The 26,338-nt window shown below is 56.1% G+C and carries 25 protein-coding genes; 11 read left to right on the forward strand and 14 right to left on the reverse strand.

Features of this window, described 5'->3' with window-relative positions:
* Positions 1–152: 152 nt before the first annotated feature.
* Positions 153–1,526, reverse strand: a complete 1,374-nt coding sequence (locus tag ONV78_RS16575; protein WP_279504743.1) for a discoidin domain-containing protein — start codon at positions 1,524–1,526, stop codon at positions 153–155.
* Positions 1,527–1,982: 456 nt separating this feature from the next.
* On the opposite strand from ONV78_RS16575, the gene corA reads away from it, so the two are divergent.
* The 9 genes from corA to ONV78_RS16620 all read left to right on the forward strand — a co-directional run bounded on the left by corA (position 1,983) and on the right by ONV78_RS16620 (position 10,125).
* Positions 1,983–2,927 carry a magnesium/cobalt transporter CorA gene (corA, locus tag ONV78_RS16580; protein ID WP_279504744.1) on the forward strand — a complete coding sequence of 315 codons (945 nt, stop codon included), beginning with the start codon at positions 1,983–1,985 and terminating at the stop codon, positions 2,925–2,927.
* A gap of 130 nt (positions 2,928–3,057) precedes the next feature.
* Positions 3,058–3,825, forward strand: a complete 768-nt coding sequence (gene deoC / locus ONV78_RS16585; RefSeq protein WP_279504745.1) for a deoxyribose-phosphate aldolase — start codon at positions 3,058–3,060, stop codon at positions 3,823–3,825.
* Between the two features lie 94 nt (positions 3,826–3,919).
* Positions 3,920–5,167 (forward strand): phosphopentomutase, encoded by a 1,248-nt coding sequence (locus ONV78_RS16590; RefSeq protein WP_279504746.1) that lies wholly within the window; start codon positions 3,920–3,922, stop codon positions 5,165–5,167.
* Positions 5,168–5,229: 62 nt separating this feature from the next.
* Complete coding sequence (gene deoD, locus ONV78_RS16595; protein ID WP_279504747.1) at positions 5,230–5,940, forward strand: purine-nucleoside phosphorylase; 711 nt, start codon at positions 5,230–5,232, stop codon at positions 5,938–5,940.
* A 525-nt stretch (positions 5,941–6,465) separates the two neighbouring features.
* Entirely contained in the window at positions 6,466–7,359 is an 894-nt protein-coding gene (locus tag ONV78_RS16600) for a LysR family transcriptional regulator (RefSeq protein ID WP_279504752.1), read from the forward strand.
* A gap of 115 nt (positions 7,360–7,474) precedes the next feature.
* Positions 7,475–7,780, forward strand: coding sequence for a hypothetical protein (locus tag ONV78_RS16605; protein ID WP_279504754.1), 306 nt, complete (start codon positions 7,475–7,477; stop codon positions 7,778–7,780).
* Between the two features lie 228 nt (positions 7,781–8,008).
* The gene (locus ONV78_RS16610) at positions 8,009–8,527 is read left to right on the forward strand and encodes a peptidoglycan recognition family protein (RefSeq protein ID WP_279504755.1); all 519 of its coding nucleotides are present in this window, start codon (positions 8,009–8,011) and stop codon (positions 8,525–8,527) included.
* An 81-nt stretch (positions 8,528–8,608) separates the two neighbouring features.
* Complete coding sequence (locus ONV78_RS16615) at positions 8,609–9,376, forward strand: hypothetical protein (RefSeq protein ID WP_279504757.1); 768 nt, start codon at positions 8,609–8,611, stop codon at positions 9,374–9,376.
* Between the two features lie 155 nt (positions 9,377–9,531).
* Complete coding sequence (locus tag ONV78_RS16620) at positions 9,532–10,125, forward strand: histidine phosphatase family protein (protein WP_279504759.1); 594 nt, start codon at positions 9,532–9,534, stop codon at positions 10,123–10,125.
* Between the two features lie 180 nt (positions 10,126–10,305).
* Here the strand turns inward: ONV78_RS16620 and ONV78_RS16625 are convergent, their stop codons facing one another.
* From ONV78_RS16625 to phnR, 10 genes are all read right to left on the reverse strand, one after another.
* Positions 10,306–10,872, reverse strand: a complete 567-nt coding sequence (locus ONV78_RS16625; protein ID WP_279504761.1) for a phosphonate degradation HD-domain oxygenase — start codon at positions 10,870–10,872, stop codon at positions 10,306–10,308.
* A complete protein-coding gene (locus ONV78_RS16630; protein WP_279504764.1) occupies positions 10,869–11,543 on the reverse strand; it encodes an HAD-IB family hydrolase in 675 nt (224 codons plus the stop codon). The genes ONV78_RS16625 and ONV78_RS16630 overlap by 4 nt, the downstream gene beginning before the upstream one ends.
* A 39-nt stretch (positions 11,544–11,582) precedes the next feature.
* The gene (locus ONV78_RS16635) at positions 11,583–12,821 is read right to left on the reverse strand and encodes an FAD-dependent oxidoreductase (protein ID WP_279504766.1); all 1,239 of its coding nucleotides are present in this window, start codon (positions 12,819–12,821) and stop codon (positions 11,583–11,585) included.
* Between the two features lie 25 nt (positions 12,822–12,846).
* A complete protein-coding gene (locus ONV78_RS16640) occupies positions 12,847–13,770 on the reverse strand; it encodes an EamA family transporter (RefSeq protein ID WP_279504767.1) in 924 nt (307 codons plus the stop codon).
* Entirely contained in the window at positions 13,767–14,651 is an 885-nt protein-coding gene (gene phnX / locus ONV78_RS16645; protein WP_279504769.1) for a phosphonoacetaldehyde hydrolase, read from the reverse strand. The genes ONV78_RS16640 and phnX overlap by 4 nt, the downstream gene beginning before the upstream one ends.
* Positions 14,648–15,757: a 2-aminoethylphosphonate--pyruvate transaminase gene (locus ONV78_RS16650; RefSeq protein ID WP_279504771.1), complete on the reverse strand. Its 1,110-nt coding sequence runs from the start codon at positions 15,755–15,757 to the stop codon at positions 14,648–14,650. Before ONV78_RS16650 ends, phnX begins: the two co-directional genes overlap by 4 nt.
* Positions 15,758–15,810: 53 nt before the next feature.
* Positions 15,811–17,532: a putative 2-aminoethylphosphonate ABC transporter permease subunit gene (locus tag ONV78_RS16655; RefSeq protein ID WP_279504774.1), complete on the reverse strand. Its 1,722-nt coding sequence runs from the start codon at positions 17,530–17,532 to the stop codon at positions 15,811–15,813.
* Positions 17,529–18,611, reverse strand: a complete 1,083-nt coding sequence (locus tag ONV78_RS16660) for a putative 2-aminoethylphosphonate ABC transporter ATP-binding protein (protein WP_279504775.1) — start codon at positions 18,609–18,611, stop codon at positions 17,529–17,531. Before ONV78_RS16660 ends, ONV78_RS16655 begins: the two co-directional genes overlap by 4 nt.
* A 778-nt stretch (positions 18,612–19,389) precedes the next feature.
* Entirely contained in the window at positions 19,390–20,418 is a 1,029-nt protein-coding gene (locus ONV78_RS16665) for a putative 2-aminoethylphosphonate ABC transporter substrate-binding protein (RefSeq protein WP_216738114.1), read from the reverse strand.
* A gap of 174 nt (positions 20,419–20,592) precedes the next feature.
* Positions 20,593–21,309: a phosphonate utilization transcriptional regulator PhnR gene (gene phnR, locus ONV78_RS16670; protein WP_216738113.1), complete on the reverse strand. Its 717-nt coding sequence runs from the start codon at positions 21,307–21,309 to the stop codon at positions 20,593–20,595.
* 315 nt (positions 21,310–21,624) lie between these two features.
* Here phnR and ONV78_RS16675 point away from each other — a divergent pair, with 315 nt between their 5' ends.
* On the forward strand, positions 21,625–22,230 hold the full coding sequence (locus tag ONV78_RS16675) for a hypothetical protein (protein WP_216738112.1): 606 nt from the start codon (positions 21,625–21,627) through the stop codon (positions 22,228–22,230).
* A gap of 343 nt (positions 22,231–22,573) precedes the next feature.
* The gene (locus ONV78_RS16680; protein ID WP_279504777.1) at positions 22,574–24,574 is read left to right on the forward strand and encodes a catalase; all 2,001 of its coding nucleotides are present in this window, start codon (positions 22,574–22,576) and stop codon (positions 24,572–24,574) included.
* Between the two features lie 101 nt (positions 24,575–24,675).
* On the opposite strand, the gene ONV78_RS16685 is transcribed toward ONV78_RS16680, so the two are convergent.
* The 3 genes from ONV78_RS16685 to ONV78_RS16695 all read right to left on the reverse strand — a co-directional run bounded on the left by ONV78_RS16685 (position 24,676) and on the right by ONV78_RS16695 (position 26,035).
* A complete protein-coding gene (locus ONV78_RS16685; protein WP_279504780.1) occupies positions 24,676–25,140 on the reverse strand; it encodes a hypothetical protein in 465 nt (154 codons plus the stop codon).
* Entirely contained in the window at positions 25,115–25,291 is a 177-nt protein-coding gene (locus ONV78_RS16690; RefSeq protein WP_279504781.1) for a hypothetical protein, read from the reverse strand. The genes ONV78_RS16685 and ONV78_RS16690 overlap by 26 nt, the downstream gene beginning before the upstream one ends.
* A 249-nt stretch (positions 25,292–25,540) precedes the next feature.
* On the reverse strand, positions 25,541–26,035 hold the full coding sequence (locus tag ONV78_RS16695; protein ID WP_216738110.1) for a hypothetical protein: 495 nt from the start codon (positions 26,033–26,035) through the stop codon (positions 25,541–25,543).
* Positions 26,036–26,338 lie beyond the last annotated feature (303 nt).

Below are 26,338 nucleotides of genomic sequence, written 5' to 3' on the forward strand. Positions count from 1 at the left end.
AATCCTTTTTGTTTTAGTCGGGCGGCGGTTGAAGGACGGCTCATCGGTTTTTATCTGCGAGTAAAAAGATAGCAGCTATTTAGCGAAGGGAAAGCAGCGAAAAGTAAATCCGGTGGCTGTCCACCGGATTGAGATCGTGGAGCCGAGAAAGATCAGTCGCACACCTGCCACTGGACCGTGCCTGAACCGGTCCCAAAACGTTGCATGGTGTACTTCTCAATGTCGATGAGATAACCCGTACGACCCAGGTTTTGCGTGCAACAGCCATCGCAATCCGAATCGGCGCACATGTCGTACACGACCACATCGATTTCCTTACCGCCCTGACGTAACCGTAGCGTTTTACCGTTCAACCAGTTGAAGTCTTTGGAGTGAACCGCCGCGATATTGTGGGCTTTGACCCAGCTTTCCGGCTGCACGCCATCCAGGCCCGCGAACTGGCCAGCCCATTCACAGCCGTTGTACTTGATGCACTCTTCGCTGTTGGGATCAGGATAAGACTCGTAATTGGTCAGATTGGCTTCGTTCCAGTTATTGCCCGCGGCGCAATTAGCGCCGGAGTCGTCTCCGTTGTCTCCATCATCATTGCCGTCGCCCGAGTCACCACCATCTTCGCCACCTTGATACTCATCCCAGAACCAGTGGCTGATGACCGGGTCATAGCCAGGATTGGCGTGAACGGCGATATACAGCTTCCCTTTGTAGCGGACGATGTCTCCTTCCACGTAGTTATGTCCCGACTGCCAATCCGGGTGCTCATCGGAGCCACCGTCCGTTGTCTCCGTTTTGGAGACGCGTACTGAGGAGGCATCGTCGTCGCGGTTTAGCTCCGCTGCGTCAGACGTGTAGAGGTCACGTACGCCTTTGAAGTTGTTGTGCTGAAACACTTCCAGCTTCAGGCCGCTGGGAACTCGCGCGGAGGACAGGTCGTCATTCAGTGCGCCACGGGAAATCAGGCTGGTTAAGTTGTAGTCGCCAACAGGAAGCTCAACGGCATAGCCCTTAAAGTGGGTGTCCTCGTAAAGCGTGACGGATTTTTCTCCGCCGCTGTTTGAATCCGCGCCATAAACTTCTATTTCCCACAACGAATAGCCGTATTCGGTTCCGCGCTTTTTACCTTTGATGCGGACGTATCTGCCGGCTGCGTTCAGGTTGGTCAGATCGTCTATGTCTCCGTCTGCGTTAGTGACGGAACGGACAGTCGTCCAGGATGAGGCGTCGTTGGAGACCTGTATGTCATAGGCTTTAGCGTATGCTGCCTCCCACGTAAGCCTGACGCGGGATATGGATCGCTTTTCACCCAGGTCCACATAGATCCAGGCTGAATTTCCGTAGGCGCTACCCCAGCGAGTGCTGGCGTCACCGTCGACGGCCATGTAGCCGCTGAGGTCGCTGGACTCGACAGAAGACGTGGTGACAGGCCGCATGTGCGCCAGATTTTCCGCAGCGAAAGCGCAATGGCCGAAGCCAGCTCCCGCTGCGATTGAGAGGGCGAGCGCACGTCTGCGCCAGTGGGATGAAATCATGGGTGTCCTTCCTTATTGCTTTAATTAGGTTCATTGGCGGTCAGGCTTGGCGATGCCTGTTATTAACGTGATACGTTTTCGAGTCTAGGTTGGGAACCGTTCCCAAACGATTACCCAAAGGGGCTAAAAGGGATCTAGTCCAAAGGTGCGCAACCTACTGCTCAGATGCAGGGATTTATTACATCTGTTTAACTGGCTAATTGTGGGTGTCCCAGTAATTTGTACGGCGGCGATGCGCTCGCTGATTATGAGAGCCTGCACGGCGGCAGAATGTTTCTCTGCCGGCAAAAGTGGGTGTCCTACTAAGTCGATGTTTAAATACAGCGCTAATTATGGGTGTCCTGATAAGTGATAAGCATGGGTGTCCTAATAAGAGCTGAGTTACGCGACAGCCGTTAATCGACGCCCCCCAGACGCCCTTGCCACAAACCAACCTGTACAACATAAGGAATCAGCATGCTGAAGTTGTTTACGATCAGGGATAACGGAGTTCATGAGGTTTCGTCTTCTGTGTCCAAAGAGACGCTGCAGGCGGCTTCCTGGATTGATGCGCAGGCGCCGGATGCGGCGGAGCGCGAACTGCTGAATGCTTTGTTGCCTGAGGATTTGCCGGAGTCATCGGCGGTGGAGGAGATAGAGTCTTCCGCGCGGTTTTTCACTGACGCTAACGGCGTGCACGTGCACTCGCTGTTTTTGTCGAATGGGGACGGCCGACCGAGAACGGTCACGGTTGCTTTTATATTGCAGACACAGCGGCTGATTACCTTGCGACAGAGCGATTGCGCGGACTTCGGATTATTCCGGACGCGGGCGGAGAAAGGTCAGGTGGAAGTGGCTGGCCCCGCCCAACTGTTGGTGGCGCTGCTGGAGCAAAAAGTGGGGAATCTGGCGGATGTGATAGAGGACACCCATCGTAAACTCGACCATATCAGCCATCAGGTGCTGGAGCAGGGCGGGGACTTGCAGGCTGCTATCGGCGGCCTGGCGCGAGTGGAGAATCTAAACGGCAAGGTGCGTCTTTGCCTGATGGACACGGAACGCGCGATCTCCTTTCTGCAGCGCCACGCCAAGCCCTGGCCGGAGATGCAGCAGACCTGCCAGGAAATTATGCGCGATGTGGAGACGTTGATGTCTCACACCACATTTTTGTTTGAGAAGATCAACTACTTGATGGATTACACACAAGGTTTCATCAATATTCACCAGAACCAGATCATTAAAATTTTCTCCATCGTCTCTGTGGTTTTGTTACCACCCACTTTGATCGCCAGTATCTACGGCATGAACTTCAACTATATTCCTGAGCTGAAATGGCTGTTGGGATATCCCTGGGCGATCGGTCTGATGATTGTGTCTGCAGTGACGCCCTATTTGTATTTCAAGCGCAAGGGATGGTTGTAGACGGCTTTTGCAACTGAGGCGGAGAATTGCGGTATGACGATGAAATTTGATTTATATCCGTTTTGAAGCGTGGGTATCTGCGCATAATAATGCGCTTTTAGGATTTTTATATGTGACCAAGGAACCAGGAATGAGACGTTTGACACTACAAGAAGCCGCCCGATTATCTATCCCATTGTTGGACCTGACTTCGCTTAACGAAGCGGACACGGACGCCAGCATCACCGCACTTTGTCAGAAAGCGCGCACCCCGGAAGGCTGGGTGGCGGCAGTGTGCGTATATCCCCGTTTTGTCGCGTTGGCGAAGCAAAGTTTGAGCGATGCGCCGGTGAAAGTGGCGACCGTGGTGAACTTCCCTCACGGCGAATCGCCGGCCGACGCGGTAATTGTGGAAACCACCGAAGCGATCCGCGCCGGCGCGGATGAGATCGACCTTGTGTTTCCCTATAAAGCCCTGCTGGCGGGAGATGAAAACACGGGGCGTAAGTTAGTCGCTGCGGTGAAAGCCGCCTGCGGCGAAGCTGTGCCGTTGAAGGTCATCATTGAATCAGGCGAATTAAAAACCCCGAATTACGTGCAGCGAGCCAGTGAATTGGCGATCGCCGCCGGCGCGGATTTTCTGAAGACATCCACTGGAAAAGTAAAGGTCAATGCGACGCTGGACGCGGCGGAAGTCATGCTCAACTGCATACGCGAGTCTCGCGCGCCGGTTGGTTTTAAAGCCGCTGGCGGGGTCGGCACGCCTGAGCAGGCGCGGCTCTACCTCAGTCTGGCGATGAATATCATGGGCGACGACTGGGTGTCTCCAGACAACTTCCGCTTTGGCGCCAGCAGCTTGTTGCATAACCTGCTGGTGTTATTAGGGCACGGTTCCGACCACGCCACATTGGAATATTGATCTACACTGCAAGACGTAGATCGCGCCAACGAGCGCCGATAGCACAATAACAACGAACCGTCATGGAGACAGAAGTTACTTTTAAGGAGAGAGTGTGAGCAGGGCAATATTAATCGTACTGGACAGCTTTGGCATTGGCGCCACAGCCGATGCGGCGCGTTTCGGCGACACCGGCGCCAACACCTTATTGCATATCGCTGAAGCCTGCGCCGCCGGCGCTTGCGATAGCCAGGGCAGAGCAGGGCCATTGCGGCTTCCCAACATGAATCGGCTGGGCCTGGGCAAGGCGGGAGAAGCCAGTTGCGGCGTCGCGGCGCCGGGGTTGGAGTCCACGCCCGCCATACTTGGCGCCTATGGCTTTGCGGAAGAGCTGAGCTCCGGCAAAGATACGCCTTCCGGACATTGGGAAATCGCTGGCGTTCCCGTGCTTTTCGATTGGGGCTATTTCACCGATAAGCAGCAAAGTTTCCCGCTGGAGTTGCTTGACGCCATTGTCGCAGAAGCCGGGCTGCCCGGCGTGCTGGGCAACGTTCATGCCTCCGGCACCCAGATTATTGTGGATCTGGGAAAGGAGCATATGGCGACGGGCAAGCCGATTTTTTATACCAGCGCGGATAGCGTGGTTCAGATCGCCTGTCATGAAGAATCCTTTGGCCTGCAACGCTTGTATGAGCTGTGCCGAATCACCCGCAAGCACATCGATCCCTATAATATCGCCCGCGTCATCGCGCGTCCCTTTGTGGGCGCTTCGCCGGAAGATTTTCGTCGCACCGGCGCTCGCCGTGATTTCGCCACGCCGCCCCATAAGCCGACGCTGCTGGATAAGCTGAGCCTTGCCGGAGGGGAGGTGGTCGCCATTGGCAAAATCTCCGATATCTATGCCGGCAAAGGCGTCAGTCGTGCGGTCAAGGCGGACGGGTTATGCGCGCTGGTGGAGGCGACCCTGACAGCGATGAACGAGACTGACGGCGCGACAAATGAGCAAGACACGATGATTTTCACCAATCTGGTGGACTTCGACATGCTTTACGGCCACCGTCGCGACGTCACTGGCTATGCGAAGGCGCTGGAAGATTTCGACACCATGTTGCCGGACATCCTGGGCGCCATGAAAGATGACGACCTGCTGATTCTGACGGCGGATCACGGCTGTGATCCTACCTGGCCTGGCAGCGATCATACACGGGAGCATATTCCCATCCTGATGTACGGCAAACGCGCGCCACATGGCTTTATCGGCGCCAGAAAGACGTTCGCTGATATCGGTCAGACGCTGGCGGACTACTTTCATCTTGGCCAACTGGACTTCGGCGAATCCTTTCTCGCGCCAGCGGCCCATTAAATTATCCCCGGGCGCCGGGATGCGCGCCCTCTGTTTCACCTCATCACATAAGGAAGACGATTATGGCCACTCCTCATATCGCCGCTAATCCTGGCGACTTTGCAGATACCGTTTTGATGCCGGGCGATCCGCTCAGAGCCAAACACATCGCGGAGACTTATCTGGCGAAACCCGTGTTGGTGAACGATGTACGCGGCATGCTGGGGTACACCGGTGAGTACCGTGGACGCAGACTTTCCGTCATGGGGTCAGGCATGGGGGTACCCTCCATTTCCATCTACGCCCATGAGCTATATACCCAGTTCAACGTGATAAATATCGTTCGCATCGGCTCCTGCGGTTCTATTCGCGATGAAGTGAAAGTGCGCGACATCGTTATCGGAATGGGCGCGGGAACGGACTCCTTGGTGAACCGCGTGCGCCTCAACCATTACGACTTCGCCGCCATAGCCGACTACGATTTGCTGGAGCCAGTGGTAACCGCCGCCCGACGTCGGGAGACGCGATATCATGTTGGCGCTTTGTTCACCACAGACCTGTTCTACGCCGCCGATCCCGGCTTAACAGAACGTCTCTCCGCCCATGGCGTCAAGGCGGTGGAGATGGAAGCCGCCGGACTCTATGGCGTGGCCGCGGGGTGTGGCGGCAAAGCCCTGGCGCTTTGCACCGTCAGCGACCATCTGTTAAGCGGTGAAAGATTGAGCCCGGAAGAAAGACGCACCAGCTTTAACGACATGGTGGAAATCGCCCTGGAAGCAGCAGTTAGCTTCTAGTCGCCTAGTTAACAGGACACCCACTTTTACACTAATAGCACTAGTAGGACACCCACCACTAAGGTGCGATGGGCCCCCATGCTTGCGGGGGCTCAGCCATGGTGTTCTTAACAGGACACCCACAATTTGAGTGTGACGTAACCCCAGGTTTTTGAAGGGGTTACGGTCTCAACGCTAATAGCGCAACGTTAGCAAGACACCCGTCGTAGACCCTGTCCGATCCGGTTTCCCCAAGGCTTGCCGCCAAGCCAGCCAATTGTCTACCCCTAAAACTCAATCCCAAACCCACCCGTTCGCGCTGAGCTTGTCGAAGCGCTTTTACTGGGTGTCCTACTATCTCTTACTAACTCCTACTAACTCTACTACCTTCCGGTCATTATCAAAATCATTGAACGGACACCCACTTTTTGTGCGCGAAAGCATCACGGCGCGAACAGGCGGGCGCTTTAATGTTCTTCGGGTTTCAACATCCCCCTTGCTTCTGCTAAACAGAGAGGTAGCAGACAGGTAGGGAGAGCCGCATTGATGCTGAAATCGCTGAACTTTAAACATCTGTATTATTTCTGGGTGATTGCGCGGGAGGGCTCGCTGGTGGCCGCCAGCAAGGAACTCAATCTGGCGCCGCAGACTCTCAGTGGGCAATTATCCTCCCTTGAGGAGTCGCTGGGCGGCCTGTTATTCAATCGCAAGGGACGGCGCATGACGCTGACCCAGCTTGGCCGACTGGTCCTCAGTTACGCGGACGATATGTTCCGGGTGGCTGGCGAGCTGCAACAGGTTGCGTTGCTGGTGACCAGCGGACGCTCCATCAGTCTGGCGGTGGGTATTTCTGCTTCAATCCATAAACTGTTCGCCTATCGCATGTTGGAGCCGGCCTTGCGTCTGGATCGGGAGGTCAAACTATCTTGCCGCTCAGGGACCGTCGAGCATTTGGTGCAGGAACTGCTGAGTTATCGCCTGGATATTGTGCTGGCGGACCGCTTACCGCCCCTGCAACGCGACAGCCAGACCCACTGGCGCGAGCTGGAAAGCTCCAGCATCAGCCTGTTCGCCAGGCCTGATTTGGCGCGCACCTTGCGCAAAAACTTCCCCCTTAGCTTGGATGGACAGCCATTATTAGCGATGACTCTGGAGTCGCCGTATTTTCAGCAATTGATGCGATGGCTGGGTGATCATGGGGTCAAGCCGGTCATCAAAGCGGAAATTGACGACAGCGCATTGGTCAAAGTGTTCGGCGCGCGCGGCCTGGGCGTATTCGCCGCTCCGACCGTCATTTGTGAGGAAGTATTGCGGCAGTATCAAGTGGAGCTGGTGGGCAGCATCGAAGCGGTGACTGAGCGGCTGTACGCGGTCACGCGTAGCGCCCGCTCAGGTAATCCGGCGGTGGAGGCGATTTGTTTGCGTCGTTCGGCGTCTTGAGTATCTAAAAAGGCTTTGAGATCGAAAAAACCGTATTAAAAGGACGTTTAAAACTGCTTTTCTCGATCTGTTAGCTTTGCCAGACTGAAACCGAAGCAAGCAACAGGTAAGCATTATGATGAAAGCTATCCACAAATATCGTCTTGAAGGGCCGCAAACCGTCAATCGTATCATGCTGCGAGAAGGCAGCAGGATTGTTCGTTCTGAATATCTGGTGACGGAGAAAGCGGTGTTTATCTGGGTAGAGGAACCCCTGGCGGTGGAAATACCTTCGCAACCCCGGCTGTTTTACGTGGTAATGTCAGGCGAGCCGGTGCCGGAGAACTACTGCCACCTTGATACGGCGCTCGACCCCTTTGGACCCGAAGCGTATCACGTCTTTGAAGCGCCCGAAGCAAGTCGTAATTTGAGCGCAGCCTGAACCATCACGCAAAAGCGTAGAACAGGCGGCTGAATGACGTTTAACTTGCGCGGCGATAGAGGAGAAGGTAGTACTGAACGCTTCGACTAATATGGGTGTCCTGGTAAGCACTGAACGCTTCGACTAATATGGGTGTCCTGGTAAGCATTAGTAAGCGAGATATAGTAAGCCGCTGTATCAATCCCAGGCGCCAGGAACACCGGGAAGGACGAGGCCGCTACGAACCTTATGAACCGCCGCAAGTTTATTCTCGCCTCGTCGCTGTTTGCGGTGGCGGGGCTGGGAGTCTGGAGCTGGCCGCGTCGCTGGCGTTATATCGTTATTCACCACAGCGGCGGCGCCTCTGGAGATATCGCGTTTCTGCAACGGGTACATCGAGAGCGTCAGCCTCACGATCCCATTCATGCCATTCCTTATCACTACGTCATCGGCAACGGTCATGGACTCGCTATGGGAGAAGTGGCCAGCGACTGGCGACAGGAATATGACATCTGGGGTGGGCATCTGACGCTGCATAATCTGACGCGTAATTTTCTCGGCATTGGCGTATGCCTGATTGGCGACTTTGAAAAACGCGACGTGCCTGAGCCTCAGTACCAGGCTTTAGTCAAGCTGACCCGGGCATTGATGACCCGCTACGACATTCCCGCCGCGAATGTCACGGGCCATGGCATGACTCCGGGGGAGTCGACGCAATGCCCTGGCTCACGTTTTCCCATGAGCCGTTTCAAGCGGGATATCGCTTGAGGCTCGCGCGAGCATGGCGTCCTGACGTTTTCCAACTATGCTTGAAGTATGTTTGTCCGCCGATTGATGCCGTTCTGCCTCATGCTCATATCTGGAAGCCGCGCATCCCGTCTGTTGGCGTTGCGCCTGATGTTGCTTGGTTGTGTTCTCGCTCTCAGTACAACGCCCACCTATGCCGCCCGCAAAATGGTGCTGGTGGTGTCTTCGCAAGTGGCGGAAACCGAACAGGGTCGCCAGTACAAGCTGTTCTATACCGAAGTGTTTCGCCGCCTAAACATGGAGTTTGAGATGAAAACCTTCCCCTCCAAGCGCTGTGGCGCGCTGGCTAACTCTGGCCTGGTGGACGGTTTGCCCAGCCGCGTGGCGGGGTATGAAGCGGCGCACCCGAACCTGATAAGAATCAACGCGCCTTTGTGGGAGGTGAGCTTTACCGCTTATGCGTTGTCTCCCAGTTTGCGGGTGACCGGCTGGCGTAGCCTCGCTGGACAGGGTTTGCGAGTGGATTGCCGCTTAGGCGTCAGGAACTGTGAGGAAGAACTTCCTAAAATCAAGCAGCTGGGCCCGGTGGAATTCGTCGCCAACGCCAACCTGGGCTTGCGCCGCCTGCAGGCGAGGCGGACGGATCTGTACATCGATCTCGACTTTGTGGTCGATCCGTTGCTGCACGCGGAGGAGTTTTCTCACGCCAGCATTCACAAAGCCGGTGTGCTGGAAAGCGTCCCGACCTATTTGTATGTGCACAAACGCAATCAGGACTTGGCGCCCGCTCTGGAGGCGACGTTGACGGCGATGCGGGAAGAAGGTCTGATTGCACAGTTCAATCCCATGGCTACTCCACAGTCCCCTTAATCGCCATGATTTAGATAAACAGGTCTGGGCTTAAGAAAGCCAGTTAGTGACCACAATCCTTATTTTTCCATATCCAAGCACTACCAAAGAGCAAGGGACTATCGTAGTCTGACTTTTACTTTCCATTCTAACTCTATGATATTTATGGATTCACAATGAAAGAATTGTATGTCGTCACCCACACTGAATCCCAACATCATGTCGACAAACGGGTAGGAGGCTGGTATGACTCTGAGCTGACAGAAAAGGGCTGCAAGGATGCAGGCGAGCTAGGACAGCGTCTGCAAATATTGGACGCGCACAAGGCGGATATCTATTCATCGGACCTGAAACGAGCGGCGCAAACCGCAGATCGGATCGCTGCAGCGATTAACTCAACCGTTGAGCTGACTTCACAACTGAGAGAAATGTCCTACGGAGTGGCTGAAGGGCGACTGCAACAGTGGCTGGATGAGCGAATCGTTCCTGTGGCGGGAGACAATCGCCTGGATCATGCCGTCATTGAGGGCGGCGAAACCAAACGAGACTTCGTCTCCCGCATCTATGACTTTCTCGACGGCCTGACCCTGGGGGACAAAACCATCATCTCCACCCACGCTTACGCCGCTACTTTCGTTATCGCCTGGTGGATCAAAATGCCGCTGGAGTCCGTTGGCTACGTCAATTTCAATGTCCAATCGGGCAAGATCTGCAAACTGGTGGAGGATGACGTGTTCAAAAATCGAACGGTGGCGGGCCTCAACCTGTAACCCCAGCTTATCAGGACACCCATCTTAACGCTTATCCGGACACCCATCTTAAAGTGGCGGTGATTAGTCGAGGCATACCAGCGATTAGCCAGAAAAAGCGGTCTTATCTATGGTTATAAATAGGTTTAAGTTCTTTTGTTAATATATTGAATATAAATGATTTGAACTGTCAAATAAGGTTCATTGAGTCTGGTAGCTAAAATGCCGCTCTAACCAGGACACCCATTCTTTCAGCGGCGGCAATTCAAACTCTTCCGCCTTGCCTAACTCATCCAGTTCCCTCAGGCGAATGGCGTCATGAAAGGCGGGGGCAGCCTCAAACTCGCGGCATTGTTCTTCGGTGAACGGACCGCCTTGTTGCGCCAGGGTGGCCTGGCTGACGACGGATAGTCCTTTGGCGTACTCAGGCCGAGTCGCCACCAGATAACGTTTCGCCTGCACATGCATGCCGATGGGCCTGATCAGGCTCTCCGGCAGTCCGTGTTCCCGTAGCCAGGATTCGGCGAGACTATCGTGATGGACATAGCCCCATTGATCCCGGTCGGGCAGGTCGCGATCTTCCGCCAGCAGGTGTCCGACATCGTGTAGAAAGGCGGCTCCGATTAGCGCGTTTGAGCCGCCTTGTCGCTGCGCCCACCAGCCGCATTGCGCCATGTGTTCGTATTGGGTGCAGTGTTCGCCGTAGCTTCTGTTTCCATAGAGGCTGAACAGGCGTTCCAATTCAGTCAGAAATTGATGGCTTATCATGAATGCGCCTTGTCATCTCTTAGCGACAGGATTTCCCAGCTACGCTCGGTGGCAATGCGTCGCAGCACCGGGTCGGGATCAACCGCTACCGGGCGGCTGACAGCCTCCAGCAGCGGCAGGTCGTTATGGGAGTCGCTGTAAAAGGCGGCGCTGTGATAGTCCCAACCCTGCTGCGCCGCCCATGCCTGCACCCGGGTGACTTTGCCTTCTCTAAAAGTGGGTGTCCCGATAAGGGCACCAGTGATTACGCCGTCCCGAGTCTCAATGTCCACCGCCAGCACATGCTCCACGCCAAGGCGCGCGGCGATTGGCTCCACCAGATGCGCGCCGGTGGCGGAAACGATGGCGATAGGGTCGCCGGCGCGGCGGTGCTCTTCCAGAAGAGTGCGGGCGCGTGAGGGGATCATGGCGTTAATGTGGGTGTCCAGATAAGCGTGGATCAGCGTTTGCAGCTGCGCAGGGGGCATTCCCACCAGGGGCGCGAGGGTGTAGGACATGTAGGCGTTGAAATCCAGGGCCCCGGCTTCGTAGTCATCCATAAAATCCTGGTTGCGCTCCAAGAAGTTGGGCGGTGTGGCGATGTCGTCCCGGGCGGCGAGAAATTCGGAAAAGGCTTGCGCGCTGTCGCCGGCGAGCAGGGTGTTATCAAGATCAAAAAGCGCTAAGGGCATAGAAAAACCTAACATCGTGAGTCATATAAAGAGCAAATATTAGCCTGATACCTTGCCTTCACGCGCTAAAGCGCAACGCAGTCGAAAGGCGGGATCAAATGGATTGACGTCGTGGGCGTCAAAACGATTCGGGTCATACAGGCTGGCGTTGGTAAAGGGCCTGACGCCGCTGACGAGTTCGGCGATCAGACGTCCATAGCCGCCGGATGCGCCAACACCGCCGCCGCAGCATCCGGACGCCAGCCACAATCCAGGGATTTCCAAGGCGCCGATCAGGAAACGTCCGTCCGGGGTGTAGCTGGATACGCCGCTGACATAGGCGGCGATCCTTAAATCGTCCAGCATGGGCAGCCAACCCTGGAGGCTTTCATAGCCGTCTTCCAGGGACGCGAGGCCATCGCTGTCCTGATTAAAACTAAAGCGATGGATGTCCTCCGGCAGTTGCTCCGGCGAACAATGCACACGCTGGCGGTCACGCAGTCCGAATAACAGTCCGCCAACTTCCGGGCGCGCATAGGCGTTGGCGTCTGGTAGAACCAGAACTGGCGTATCCGCCTGGATGTGTGCGTCCGGGGCGGAGATCCAATATTGGCTGCGCACCGGCGCCATGGCGGGCGCCAGTCCTAAAGGGCGCAATAGCAGTGCGCTCCAGGGACCGCCCGTCACCACAATCTGTCGAGAATAATAGCTGACGCCATCCGCGCACCGTACGCCGCAGACGCCTTGACTGTCCGTCAGAATTTCTGTGACCTCGGCATTGAGCTGTAACCTGGCGCCGCAGCGACGAGCATGGCGCAGATAGGCGCTGGCCAGTTGATAGGGGTCGATATAGCCGTCTTCGGAGACGAATATCGCCACGGCGTCCTTGGGCGCCTGTAACCAGGGGAGGCGCGCCTGCAAATCATGGGTGTCCAAATAACGGACGGAGCGGTGACGCTTGGTCGTCTCGTCCGCCAGGGCGTGAATTTTGGCGCTGGCGGCGGCGCTGACGCCTGCGTGCAGACTGCCGCAGGCGCGCAGATCCAGGTCCTCCTTCAGGTTGGTTTGCAGGCGTTCAATCGCACGCCAGGTTTCGTCGACCATATCCAGCCCGGTGGCGTCGCCGCGGGCGCGTCCCAACAAGGCGGCGGCCTGGCTGGTGGTGGCGCTGGCGGGCGCGCGTCGATCCAGCAACAGGACTTTCTGTCCTTGCGCGCTCAAATAATCGGCGCTGGCGCATCCAAGGATGCCGGCGCCGATGACAATGACGTCAAAATGTCGGTTTGTGGTACTCATCATCTTTCATCAATCACGTTAACAGACCCTACCCAAGCGCCACGGCGACCAGCCCGCATACGGTGGTGAAGACGCCCGTGACTTTGGGGGGATAGAGTTTTTCCTTGAACCCCACTACCGCCATTAGCACGCCCAAGGGAATGCTGACTTGACGAAACGCCACCACGTAGCTGACGTTGCTGGCGAACGCCATAGCCAGAATCACCAGCGCATAGGCCCCCGTCATAAATGCGGCGGTACCCGCGCAACGCATCAAAGAGTGACGCAGTAACGGCTTCAGGCGCTTCCGTTCTTTGCTGACGACAGCGATCAACAAGGACATCCATAGCGCAGCGCTTAAGCACTGCAAGGTGACGTAGACCAAAGACACCTGGAGCGGGTCCGCCCAGGGCCGTCCGCTGATGGGATCGAGCAGTCCTCGCATCTGACTGGTGGCGGCGTCGTCGACAATGGAGTATCCGGCGGTGGCCAGAGCCGCCAGCAGGGCGAAGGCGGTGGTGCGATTGCCGTAGTTGGACCAGCGCAGGTCGCGGAAACGGGTCATGGGGATAAACAGACACCCACCTACAATCAACGCCACGCCGACCATCGCCTGCGCGCTGATGCTGTCGCGTTGGCCGAGAGCGAAGGCGGTCAGGCAGACGATAATCAGCGGCGACGAGCGCGCAATGGGGTACGCAATGGACATATCCCCGGCTTGATAAGCCGCCGCCAGAGCGCTCAAATACACGGCCTGACACAAGCCAGTCGCCAGCAACAGCAACAGAATCCGGGCGTCAAAGGCGGCGATCAGCTGTGTATGCGCGAACAGAATCGGCGCGAACAGCAGAAAACCAAACAGGGTCACCAGAAAGAAAAAGGCGATGGTGGGGCTGGACTTCTTACCGTAGAAGTTCCAGCCCGCATGGGCGACAGCGGAAATCAGCACCAAAACCAAAGCCGTCCATGTCACCTTAGGGAAACTCCCGCTGCGGTTAAGGTGACGCCCGCCAGACCAGTCGTGTCCGGGCCGTGGCCTTGCGCCAGCCAGCGCTCGATATATTCAACGGCGGCTGGCAGATCCGCCACGCTGCCGATAATGACGTGAGCGCCGCCGCGACGAAAACGCTCTTGCGCCTGTTCCCGCAAGACAGTTTTGCTGGCGCTGTCCAGGGCGGTCCAGTCTTCCTGGCTTAAGCCGACTTCATTGCCGGAGGTGGTGACGCCGATGGTCCACATGCCTGCGGCCAGGCCTTCTTCGATGCCGGGCAGGGTGTCGTCGACTTTGATGCAGGCGCGCACGTCGCCGACGCCCAGCTCCAACGCGTTCTTCAGGCTCATGTGAGGATAAGGGCGTCCTCTGGGGACGTCCGTTGCGCACACATTGCTGGCGGGACGATAGCCCTGGGCTGCGGCGATGTCCGCCAGAACGTCCAGCATGTCGCGGTTATAGCCGGTATTCGCGCCGATTTTGATATTGCGTCGCTCCAGCCAGGCGACGGTTTCCATCAGGCCGGGGATAGGGCGGGCGCATTCGCGAATGGCCTCGATCTGCATGGGCACGAAGGCGTGATACAGGCGATCAATGTCCGCCTCGCTCGCCAGCGCGCCATATTTTTCTCTCCAGGCTTCGCGCACTCGCGGCATGGTCAGGATTCGCGTGATGTGCTCACGCTTCTCCGTCCCCATAGGCTCGCGGGCCTCCGCCAGGGTGATGGGAATCTCTTGCTCGGCGAACAGATTCTGAAAGGCGCGAATCGGCGCCATCGAGCCGAAATCGTAGGTGGTGCCTGCCCAGTCGAAAATAACGGCTTCAATGGGGCCGCGGTAGAAACGTTGATAGGCGTAACTCATGACAGTGAGATCTCCATAGCGATAAGGGTGTCTTTGACGGCTTGCAGCAGGCGCGCCACTTCCGGCGTGTCGATTTTGCCGATGCAGCCGATGCGGAAGCTTTCGGTCTGGGTCAGTTTACCCGGATAGATCACGAAGCCCCGCCGCTTCAGTTCCTGATAGAAGCGTTTGAAATCAAAGTTGGGATCGTCAGGCGATAAAAAGGTGACGATGATGGGCGACAGCCAGCGTTCCTCCAGCAGGGTCTGGAAACCCAGTTGGCGCATGCCGGCGACGAGTTGATCGCGGTTACGGGTATAGCGGGCCAGACGTCCGGGAGCATCGCCTTCCATCTCATATTCCCGCAGCGCCTGAGCGAACGCCGCCACCGTATGGGTCGGCGGGGTGTAGCGCCACTGGCCGGTTTTCTCCATATAAGCCCACTGGTCATAGAGGTCCATGCTCAGCGAGTGAGCGTTGCCTTTGGCCTGTTCCAGCAGGTCCCGGCGAATCAGCGCGAAGCCAAAGCCGGGAACTCCTTCGAAGCATTTGTTGGCGGAGGAAATCAGCGCGGCGTAGCCCAGTCGCCTGGCGTCCGCGGGCAGGGCGCCAAAAGCGCTCATGGAGTCGATGATCAACTTGCGGCCGGCGGCGTTGACCACTTCCGCGATGGCCTCCACGGGATTCAAAATCCCGGAGCTGGTCTCGCAGTGCACCACCGCCACGGTGGTAATGCTGGCGTCCTGACGCAGCAATTCCGCTATGGCGTTCGGGTCGGGAGGCAGGTAGTCGCCGGTGTCGATGCAGACGTAGGGGCGCTTGAGGTAGTCGCAGATTTTGGCGATGCGTTGCCCATAGGCGCCGTTCATCAGCACCAGCAGCTTGTCCTGCGGGCCAAGCAGAGTTCCCAGGGTCGCTTCCACGGCGAAAGTGCCGCTGCCCTGCAAAGGTACGCAAACATGGGTGTCCTGGGAATTGGCGACGGCCAGCAACTTATCCCGCACCGTCTGGGTGACCTGATTGAAGTCCTGATCCCAGGAGCCCCAGTCCGTCAGCATGGCTTCTTTTACCGTGCGTGAGGTGGTGATTGGCCCGGGGGTGAGCAGGTAATAATTGGGTTGGTTCATTAATGAGCCCTCAAAAAACGAAAGAGAAAATCCTGGGGACGCCATCGCGGTCTTCAGGCGCAGCGCCATTTCTGGGTGCGACGCAGTAACAGTCCGCCCAGCAGCCATTGCAGAAGCTTGGCGACCAGACAGGTCAGCATGATCATGACCGCCATCGCCGCCGCAGGAGCAATGTCCCCGGCGTCGTCCATGTTCAGAACGGACACGGACGCCAGCATGGTGTTGTGGGAATACAGAAAGATGACGGCGGACACGGTGGTCATGGCGTTGACGAACAAATAACCGCCTATCTCCAATACCGCCGGCAGGCATACCGGCAAAGACACGCGCCAGAACGTCAATAATTGCGGCGCCTTCAACGAGGCGGACACGGCCTCGAACTCCGGATCGATTTGTTTCAGGGCGGTCACCGCAGTGAGATGACAGACGGTGTAAAAGTGCGCGATGGTGCAGATCACCAGGATCGCCATGGTGGCGTACAGACCATTCAATGGATTGGACGGCGCGTTGAAGAAAAAGATGTACGCCAGCCCCAGCGCCATGCCAGGCACCGCCAGCGGCAGGATGGCGATAAAGTGGAACAGGGCGCGCAAGGGGCGGAAGCCTTGCAGCTTCTCCACCAGATAGGCATTGAAAAAGATGAAAATAGCGCCGAAAAATGCGGTATAGGTCGCCATTCGTATGGAGTTCCAGTACGCCTCCCAACCGCCGCCGTCCATCAGGTCGAACTGATAGTTCTTCAGCGAGAGACTCAGGTTATAGGGCCAGAACGTCACCAGTGAGGCGTAGACCGCCATGGCGATGACGCCCAGGATGGTCGCCGTCAGCAGCAGCATAAAAAGCGTGCAGCCCTTATCAGCCCAAGGACGACGAGGCGGCGTCCAGGGCGCGGCTTTGGAGGTCAGCGCAGCGGATTGGCGTCGCTGCGCCCAGCGATCCGCCAGGAAAGTAAGAATCGCCGGCAGCAATAAAATCACGCTCACCACCGCGCCCATCTGAAAGTTCTGCTGACCGATCACCTGCTTATAAATATCCGTGGCGAGCATGTTGTATTGGCCGCCAATGACCTTGGGCACCCCGAAATCCGTGATAACCAGGGTGAATACCACGAAGGCGGCGCTGATCAGGCCGTATTTTGCGCCGGGCAGGGTAACAGTAAAAAACGTGCGAATGGGCGACGCGCCTAATGCGGAAGCGGATTCATACAGGCGTCCGTCGGTATTGGACAGCGCCGTCACCAGAATCATCAGGGCATGGGGAAAGGTCCAGAAACAGGAGCCGATGACAATGCCGATCGGACCATAGATGCTTTCTCCTAACAGCCAGGTTTTGATAACGCCCTGATTGCCGAACAGATACACCAGACTGATGGCGGGCAATAACGAAGGCGCCAGGATCGGCGCCGCCAGCGCCATACGGAACGCGCCTTTGCCGGGCAAGCGAGTGCGGGTCAGCGAATAGGCCGCCACGAACGCCAGGGTAATTACGATGACGGTGCTCAATAAGGCGATCGTCAGCGAGTTGCCGATAGACGCCACCAGCGAGGGGGTATTTGCGTAGGCGATGAAGTTTTCCAGGCCGATAAAATCCCCCGCCCGGTTTTGCAGACTTTTCGACAGCAGGGCGTACAAGGGGGCGGCCACCGCCGCCAGCAAAGCCAGCAGACCAATCAGCATCGCGCCGCCAAGCGCCCATTCGTCGCGGCTGCGACGTAGTGTGATGGACGGCAGGATGACGCGGGGGCGGGCTGGCAGGCTCATGGTCGCTCTACTCATGACGCCTCCGCGAACAGGCGCAGGCGATCACGAGGTAATTGAAACTCCACGGACTGGCCCTGACGCAATCCCAACTCCGCCATCTCATTCATGGAAATATCCGCCACCAACACCGCGTTTTGGCTGTCCAAGGCGAGACGCGAACGGACCCGGGAACCGAGAAACTGGATTTCCAGCACGCTACCGCTGAGCACATTGTGGCGGTCGCCGTTCAGACGCAGACGGATATCCTCGGGACGCACAGCGATTTTGACCGAGGAGGACTCCGACATATCCGCAGCGCGGGCGCACTGCAAGGTCACCGGGCCCGCCTGCAGTGAGTGATTGGGGCCGACGCGGCCCGGCAAAAAGTTCATTTCTCCCACAAACTCCGCCACAAAAGGCGTGCGGGGATGGGTATAGATATCCTGAGGGGAGCCGACCTGCTCAATGCGGCCATGGTTCATCACCACAATGCGGTCCGCCATAGTCAACGCTTCCTCCTGATCATGGGTGACCATAATGGTGGTCACGCCGAGCCGCGCCTGCAGCTGTTTGATCTCCTGACGCAAATGCGCTCGCACGCGGGCGTCCAGCGCAGACAGGGGCTCATCAAGCAGCAGCAAACCCGGAGAAGTGGCCAACGCCCGCGCGAGGGCGACCCGTTGCTGCTGTCCGCCAGACAGTTGCGAAGGATATTTCTCTTCACTGCCGTCCAGGCCCACTACGCTCAGCAGCTCCCGCACCCGCTGGCGACGCTCATCCGCTTTCACGCCTTGGGACTTCAGGCCGTAGCCGACGTTATCCGCTACGGATAGATTGGGAAACAGGGCATAGGATTGAAATACAATGCCGAAATCCCGCGCTTTCACCGGCGCGTGAGTGATGTCCCGTCCGCCCTGCGTCACTTGTCCCGCACTGAGGACATCCAGTCCAGCGATGATGCGCAGCAAACTGGTCTTACCGCAGCCAGAAGGTCCCAGAAAACAGACGAATTCGCCTTCATTCACGGACAGCGAAACAGATTTCAACGCCTGGAAATCGCCGAAATATTGATCGATATCGGTCAGCTGCAGATAAGGTGCGGGGGACTTGGACATCTTTAATTACTCTTGTTCTGTCTATCAAAATTTAACCGGCGTCCGCTGAAGCTAAATGGACACCCACTTTTAATCCCAAACCCACCCGTTCGCGCTGAGCTTGTCGAAGCGCTCTTATGGGTGTCCTGCTAACTGCAGTCATCATCAAAGTCATTAAATGGACATCCACTTTAAGCCGGGTTTGTCGGCCGTCCTTCGACAGGCTCAGGACGAGCGGTGGTGTTAAATGGACACCCACTTTTATTCCTAAACTCAGCGCGAACGGGGAGAGCGTTTAAAGAGGGTGTCCGGTTAAGAACACACCCTCGAAACAACTGTTTATCCCTAAAACTCAATCCCAAACTCACCCGTTCGCGCTGAGCCTGTCGAAGCGCTCTTATGGGTGTCCTGCTAACTTCCGGTCATCATCAAAGTCGTTAAACGGACACCCACTTTAGGCCGGGTTTGTCGGCCGTCCTTCGACAGGCTCAGGACGAACGGCGGTGTTAAATGGACACCCACTTTTAACCCCAATCTCAGAACGGACGAGGAGGGGCGTTTAAAGTGGGTGTCCGACTAAAAACACTGCTTCAAGCAGCCTTTTATCCCTAAAACTCAATCCCAAGCTCACCCGTTCGCGCTGAGCCTGTCGAAGCGCTCTTATGGGTGTCCTGCTAACTGCAGTCATCATCAAAATCATTAAACGGACACCCACTTTAGGCCGGGTTTGCCGGCCGTCCTTCGACAGGATCAGGACGAACGGTATTGGTGCTTAAAGTGGGTGTCCTATTAGCGCTGACTACTTGGCTTCGCTCTTGCCGTCGAAGCGTTTTTGCCATTCCGCCAGGATGCGTTCGCGGTTGGCGGCGGCCCAGGTGAAGTTGTTGTCGATCATCAGGGCTTCGGCGTTTTCCGGGAAGTACTGCACTGGTTTGGCGACGCCGGGCATGGCGACGACGGCGTAGCCTTCGTTGTAGGTTTCATTGGCTTTGCGGGAGACGGTCCAGTCCACCAGGGTTTGGGCGGCGTCCATTTTCTTGGAGCCTTTCACGATGGCGGTGGCTTCCATGTCCCAGCCTAGGCCTTCCTGTGGGAAGATGATGTCCAGCGGCGCGCCGTCTTTCTTGGACTTTGCGGCGCGGAAGGCGAAGGAGATGCCGATGGGCGTTTCGCCGGCGGCGGCCATTTTGCAGGGTTTGGAGCCGGAGTGGGTGTAGCGGCTGATGTTCTGGTGCAGGTCGCTCATATACTGCCAGCCTCTTTCTTCGCCGAACATCTGCAGCCAGCTGCTTACGTCCAGGAAGCCGGTGCCGGAGGAGTTGGGGTTAGGCATGATGATATGGCCCTGATATTCCGGCTTGGTCAGGTCTTTCCAGGAAGTAGGCTTGGGAAGATTGAGTTTTTCCGCTTCCACGGTGTTGAAACACACCGCCGCCATCCAGGCGTCCATGCCGGTCCATACTGGCGCCGCATTGTTATCGCGGAATTTTGGCGAGAGGGCGTCATAGCCTTTGGGCTTGTAGGACTGCAGCATGCCTTCGTCGTTGAGCAGCATCAGGCTGGTGGCGGCCAGGCCCCAGACCACGTCCGCCTGCGGGTTTTCTTTCTCCGCCAGCAGTTTGGCGGTGATGATGCCGGTGGAATCCCTCACCCAGTTGATTTTGATGTCCGGATGCTCTTCATTGAAGCGCGCCGCGTATTTCTTTAAGTCTTCCGCTTCGATTGCGGTATATACGGTCAATTCAGTGGTCGCCGCCTGGGCCGCCAGGGAACACAGAGCTGCGCCGGCCAGGACGCTCACACGCTTCAACAGATACTTCAACGTCATTTTCAGTCTCCTTGGTGAGGGTTGGAGGTTGCTTCTGGTCTATACCAGAAGCAACGGTAGCGACTGAATGTTGCAGAAAGGTGACGTTTTTAAGAACTTTATGATTAACCGGCGTATGGATGCGGCAGTGCTGGGATTGGCCGCCATAGCGAGGCGGCTGGCTTTTCAGAATTATTAGTCGATTACGTCAATTTGGATCGTCACAGCGTCGTGACGCCAGTATTCGTAGTCTAACTCCAATACCCGGCCGGAGGCGTCGTAGTTGGTGCGCTCGATATGGAGGCCGGGCAGGCCCGCCGCCGCGCCCAGTTCGCGGGCGGCGTCTTCCTGCAGGGCGGTGGATTTAAACGTCAGGTTCATGCTGTGATAGGCCTGCCCATACTTGCTGCGCAGCAGGTGGGTTAGAGACTGTGACATGTCTTCTTTTTCGATGCCGGGCAGCAGCGCCGTGTTGATATAGATGTGCTCGATCAACACGGGACGCCCGTCAATGGAGCGGCGGCGTTGCAAGAACAACAGGCGCGCGCCTTTGTCGACTTTCATCAGCTCCGCCATGCGCGCATCCGCAGGATTGACGGTGACGCCGATCAGGTCGGTGCTGGGCTCAAAGCCCTGACTGGACACGTACTCAATAAAACTCTGCCGCCGCGCCGGGTTGTACACCACCGCCGGCGGCGAGACGAACCAGCCGCGGCGATTCTGGCGATAGATCAATCCCTCGGCCTCCAGTGTCTGCAATCCCTGGCGTACGGTCATGCGAGTGAGATTGAAGCGTTCCCCGATATCCCGTTCAGAGGGCAGCTTCTCTCCGGGCAGGAGCGCTTGCTGGCGGATCAGATAGCTGAAGTGCTGTTGCAGGTAGCGGTAATGGTTGTCGATCTGCTTTTCCATCAAAGATTCTTCTGGTCTATTCCAAAAATACGACAAGGCTATTGAAGCTATATGACGATTCTATGACGGTCCGCCGAAGGTCAACGGCGCTAACCGGTGAGTCGACGTCGCTCTTTTCCGAATTCAGCGTTTCCGTCGCTTTTTGACTTTGTTTGCGAAGCTTAGCAGAAACCACGGGCTATCGTCGCAACCGGAAAAGAACGATCAGAAGGCGGTAAGGGAACTAGCGGCGCTGACGCCTGTCGGAAGTCTCGGCGTCGTTCCCAAGACGCGGTAACTCCAAGTGGAACGTTTTAATTTTCAAGGAAATAACGCATGACTGTTAATGCAGAACGAGTGGGCCAGGTGATCCGCAACGGCGGGCTGGTCTGGTACAACGCAGCCAACGAAAAGCTGGTGTCCAAGCAAATCATTCAGGCCCCGCAACGGGACGGCATGATGGACAACTTCACTCACGCGAAAGTGGAGTTTGGCGACAATGAAGTGCTTCTGAAGTCTGTGCCGGGACCGGAAGGGGCGGATGCGGTGAACATCAAGTATCGCGACCGTCAGGCGACCTTCGCCGACCTGGAGGCGCCCGGCTATATCTATTCCGACAGCTTCTCCGGCTGCGTGTTCTATCTGTTCCGGGGACCGCTGGGATACCTGCACGCGGTGCACGCCTACCGGGGCGGCGGCAGGCTGGCGGACCCGACTGAATACTTCAAGGCCAGAGGCGGCAAGCTGCTTTATAAATGGGACAGCCTGGGCAAGTTGACGCAGGACGAACTGATGAGTTACCAGACCGGCGCGGTGCTCGCTTGCGTCAGCCGCGACACCATCGACGTGTTCGCCTTCGCCACCAAGAACCGCGAGGTGAAACGACTCATCGACCACACCACCATCCCCGGCTGGGTGGCCAGCGCCGGGCTGCCGGTCTGATCCCGCGTTGAATTGAACCTCACTTTTTGCGCCGCTGTGTTAGCGGCGCTTTTTTATCAAGCTTCCTGCGCCAATTTCCCTGCGCCGCCCAGTCATTGTCTGACCTGGTGCGGTTCTTGCCCCTGTTCATGGTGAGTTAAGGGCGGTTTTGTTTAACCATTCCAACAGGTTACCGCCAAGTTCTTACAACCCCCCGTACTTCTTACAACTCCAGTACTTAGGGACAGAATTCAGGAAAATGATCATGGCGATAAAAAAATCCACATCCGTTAAAGCAAGTAAAAGTTACAAAGAAAATGTAGGGAAGGGCGGAGAAATACATCAAGAGTCCCGGAGTGCGCCTGTGCTCAGGTCACCGCAAGGGACGCCGATTGCCGACAATCAGAACTCTCTGCGCGGCGGCGCGCGCGGACCGGGCTTGCTGGAAGACCGGCAACTGCGGGAAAAGCTGTTTCATTTCGATCATGAACGCATTCCTGAGCGGGTAGTCCATGCGCGGGGTTTCGGCGCTCACGGTTACTTTGAAACGCTGGATACCCTGGATGGCGTGACCTGCGCCAGTCTGTTCAAACGCAAAGGGCTCAAGACGCCGGTGTTCGCGCGTTTCTCCACGGTGGCGGGCAACAAAGGCTCCGCCGATCTGGCCCGCGATGTGCGCGGCTTCGCCGTGAAGTTTTATACCCAGGAAGGCAACTGGGATCTGGTGGGGAACAATATTCCCGTATTTTTCATTCAGGATGCGATGAAATTCCCCGACCTGATTCACGCGGCGAAAGCAGAGCCGGACCGGGGCTTTCCGCAGGCGCAGACGGCGCATGACAACTTCTGGGACTTTATTTCCCTGACCCCGGAAAGTATGCACATGGTGATGTGGATCATGTCCGACCGCACCATTCCCCGATCCCTGCGTTTTATGGAAGGCTTTGGCGTGCACACCTTCCGTTTTATTAACGCCGCAGGCAAATCCACCTTCGTTAAGTTTCACTGGAAACCGGCGCAGGGAATGCAGTCGGTAACCTGGGACGAAGCGCTGCGTATTAACGGCGCCGATCCGGATTACCATCGGCGCGATATGTGGAATGCGATTCAGTCAGGCGACTATCCGACCTGGGAACTGGGCGTTCAGCTGTTTGATGAGGCGTTCGCCGAACAGTTTGAGTTTGACGTGCTGGACGCCACCAAACTGATTCCTGAAGAACAGGTTCCGGTGAAAATTGTCGGCAGAATGGTGCTCAATAAGGTGGTCGACAACTTCTTTGCGGAAACGGAACAGGTCGCCTTCTGCACCCAGAATTTGGTCCCCGGCATTGATCAAAGCAACGATCCGCTACTGCAGGGGCGCAATTTTTCTTATCTGGACACCCAACTTAAACGCCTGGGCGGGCCCAACTTCACCCATATCCCCATCAATGCGCCCAAGTGTCCGGTGCACAACTTCATGCAGGATGGACATATGGCCATGCACAACCGCGCGGGACGCGCCAACTACGAGCCGAATAGCTGGGGAGGCGAGCAGGGCGGGCCGCGCGAGGATAGCGAAACCGGCTACGTCAGCTATCCGGAACCGATGACGGGGGAGAAAGTCCGACAGCGCAGCGAAACCTTCAGTGACCATTACAGCCAGGCCAACCAGTTTTACCGCAGTCAAACCGACGTGGAACAGGCGCATATCGCTGACGCCCTGTTGTTTGAATTAAGCAAGGTGGAGCGTAGCGACATTCGGGAAAGAATGGTCTCACACTTGCTTAATATTGACCGGGGACTGGCGAAAAACGTCGCCAGCAAATTAGGGATCAGTACTCTGCCTAAACCGGCCCCGGCGGCCAGGAAACCCATTATGGACTTACCTGTTTCAGATGCGTTGAGCATAAATAAAAGCTCACAGCCGACGCTGGCTGGGCGCACGTTTGGCGTTTTTCTGTCCAACGGCGCCGATAACAAGCTGCTGAAAAACTTGAAGCGTCTACTTAAAAAAGAGGGCGCGGATTATGACTTGATCACTCCCGCCATTCAGGGAACCACATTAAGCGATGGCGAAGTCATCACCGGCGACGAAACCTACGAAGGCGGTCCCTCAGCTTTGTACGACGTCGTCGTAGTGATTGTCAGCGATGAACAACGGAGCCTGTTCACCACGACGCCAGCAGCCAGACATTTCATCGAAGATGCGTACCGGCACAGCAAATACATCGCGTACTCCAGTAATCTGCAAGAGACAGTGGAACAATTGCTAAACGGCCGCCAATGCGACCAAGCCATGTTCAGCCTGTCAAAAAAAGCGGATATAGAAAACTTCCTGACCAGCGCCAGAGCCTTGCGGTATTGGGGCAGAAGCGACGGATAAGGCGTTCAGAAAGCTTTTAGCCAGCCCAGTATTTGGGCTGGCTTTTAATAGTTTGTGCGGGCTTTCTTGAATTGGCGCAGCACAACAAGTCGGCGAATATTTCAATTTTTCCAAAACTTCCACCAAGGATTTTTGCTTGAGGGAAGGGAGGTATGAAGATGGTTTTCTTCCAGAGGGTTTGTATATTCAAGTTCCCACACTTCAAAGTCTGAGTGGTTCTGAATGTCCAAACTTGAAACGCCTATTCGGCTCAATAAGCCTATAACGTCAGTCTCGAATAGTTCCGTTAGTTTGATATCACGTTCTTGTGGGATAGGTTGGCCTATATCTTCAATAATGGTTCCGCCTTCCAAACAGTAGGATCTGTGAACACCCTGGTCAGTATATGAAAAGCCATAAGTACCAGAGACGCTTTCGCATACCATAGAGAAAACAGGCGTATTTAGTTTCTCACTAATAGACCTGATTCTATCTGTGTCCTCGGTCATGCATAAATCTGAGTCCAAAATGACTGTCCAGCCGTTTATTGAGGCGACTTCTTTATAAATAGTTTTTTTCAGGGGCATGAGAGTGGTGGCTTTTTACATAATCGCCAGCCGCCTCCAACGTGCCTGCTTTATGTGGGGCTTCATTGGCCGCATAGTCGAAATGTTCAAATATCGAGGGTAGGCTAAATCCGTCGCCCTTAATCATGAGAAGGCCTGTATGTAGGCTCATAACTATTTCCTGATCTAAGAAAGTAATATCAATAGGGTACCCTATTTCTATTTGTTTTCTTTGTATGAAAGTAGCGTCTTTTGATTTTTGCTTGTTTAACTGATCGAGCCGCCAACCGCAAATGCTGTCAATTATGGTTTAAGGAGAGAGGCGAAAGATGTGTTGAATATGGGGGGCTATTTGATGAAATGACAGTAAAAAAGCGCACACAGACCTCAAGAAATTCCCAAAAGCCTGTGTGCCGTGCGCTTATGCGGTGGCTATTTTGTCCGCATCAAATTGTTTGAACACGTCTTTGATCATGTCCTTGGTGTCGCTGGTGTAGCGGACGCCGACCAGGACAGCGCCTTTTTTGATGGCGTCTTCATAGTATTTTATCTCGTGCTCAGGGATCGCCAGGCCGATGGCTCCGCCGATCAGGCCGCCCACAGCGCCGCCGGCTCCGCCCGCTGCCAGAGCAGCGACAAAGGGGCCCGCCGCTAACAGGCCTGCGCCCGCTGTAGCGACCGCGCCCACTGCGGTCAGGCCGCCTGCCACCGCCGCCAGTACGCCCCCGGTGGTCGCGCCAACCGCCACGCCTTCCGGCAGTTTGCTGTGCTCGGTCAGGGCGAAGCTGTCTTTGGTGAAGTTGCTGTTGGTCACCAGTGAGATGTCATCTGACTTGATCCCTTTGTATTCCAACATATGAATCGCCGCGCTGGCGTTAGTGGGAACTTTAAACATACCTGTAATTACGTCGCTCATGGTTATTTCCTCTAATCAATATCCTGTTTGAAGGTTTACTACTCATACTGTCAATAAGGCTTGAGCAAACGCTGGGCCAACCTCTTACAAACCTTGAACTCAAAGGGGTGAGGGCCGCATTGGGTGTTTTTTTTGTCAGTAAAAAGAACCGGTTACAAAAGGTCCGAGCGTAAGCCTTGCAAAAACTGTTGAAAGAATTACGCATTTTTCCCGCTGGATCTTTTGATGCTTTAAGCGTCTTTTATTTGTCAGAAGGGGATCTGCAAATACCGGTGAAACGAGCCTGACTTATGCCGGTTATAG

The organism is Hahella sp. CR1, from assembly GCF_029813005.1.
In the GTDB taxonomy this organism is placed as follows: domain Bacteria; phylum Pseudomonadota; class Gammaproteobacteria; order Pseudomonadales; family Oleiphilaceae; genus Hahella.